The organism is Bradyrhizobium sp. PRIMUS42, assembly GCF_023006515.1.
Classification (GTDB): domain Bacteria; phylum Pseudomonadota; class Alphaproteobacteria; order Rhizobiales; family Xanthobacteraceae; genus Bradyrhizobium.
The window spans coordinates 1-1169 of the sequence record NZ_JALBGZ010001200.1; the positions used below are offsets into that span (position 1 = coordinate 1).

2 protein-coding genes are annotated in these 1169 nt (G+C 61.9%); both read right to left on the reverse strand.

The genetic code is table 11. The features are described from left to right. Positions 1-612 (reverse strand): SIMPL domain-containing protein (locus tag MOV75_RS38990; protein WP_247008162.1); only part of this gene is annotated, 612 nt, incomplete at its 3' end. Between the two features lie 5 nt (positions 613-617). Continuing rightward, a partial coding sequence (locus MOV75_RS38995; RefSeq protein ID WP_247008165.1) for a GyrI-like domain-containing protein occupies positions 618-1169 on the reverse strand: 552 nt, incomplete at its 5' end.

Below are 1169 nucleotides of genomic sequence, written 5' to 3' on the forward strand. Positions count from 1 at the left end.
CATGCGGCCTTTGAACAACGGCACCGGGCCACCGCCTTCAGTGACACTGAGCGGCGCACCCAGCGTGGCACCGGTGGCCCTGGCGTAAACTTCGGCCTTGCGCCGCGCATCGGCGACCGCCTGCTCGCGGGCATCGTCGAGCAGCTTCGATGCCTGCGTCACCTCGAATGAAATATTGCCGATGTCGTTGGCGCCGGCGCCGACCAGCGTGTCGATGATGCCGGCGACCTTGGTCACGTCGCGAATTTTGACGGTGACGCGGTTGGAGGCGCGGAAGCCGACCACCGGGGATGCGCCGGTAGATTTGTTCTGGCCGTATTGCGGCTGCAGCGACAGACGCGAGGTCTGGTAGTCCTTCTCCGCAATGCCGGCGCCCTTCAGCGCCAGCAGCACCTTGCCCATGGCCCCGTTGTTGGCATCGGACGCTTCCTTCGCCGTCTTGGCGTCATTGGCAACGCCGGCATCGATCTGCGCGAGATCCGGCGCTACGGAAACATGGGCCTCGCCGCTCACCGAAATGGCGGACGGGAAATCATCGGCGAGCGCAGGCGCTGCCAACAGCGTGGCGACAACGGTGGCGAGGGAAGTAACGAGGACGACAGGCTTTTTCATCATTCTCACTTCAGCGGCACGAAAACGTTGATCACGAGCTTGTCCTCAGCGGTCTTCAGGGGATCGGTGAGGTATTCCTCGATGAAGGTGTCCTTGGCTTCCAGTCTCTTGTCGTCGAGGTGATTGGTGATCGCCTCATAGGTGTTGTCCATGTTGTCGTAGGAACCGCGATGGACGAATTTCAGTGCCTTGCCTTCCGGCGATTTGCCGATGCTCATGTCCTTGGGCAGTTTCTGCGGATCCTGATCGACCGGGATCTCGGCAAGGAAGGTGAAGCCGGTGTCGTCGGTCGAGGTGTAAACGATCATCGAATTGCCGGCGTGCTTGATGCCCTGCTTGTCCAGGAGCGTGTTCAGCGCCTTGAAGGCGTCGACCAGCGTGTCGAAGGCCGAATCCCAATTGGCAGTGCCCTTGACCATCACGACCTTCCTGGACTCCAGCGTGGTCTCGAGGCCAAAGGGATCGGCGGTCTGCACCGGAGACGTGGCGCGACGAATCTCGATCGCATCCGACCCTGCCGGTTGGGTGTGCTCGACCATGACGACGGCATCGGCGCC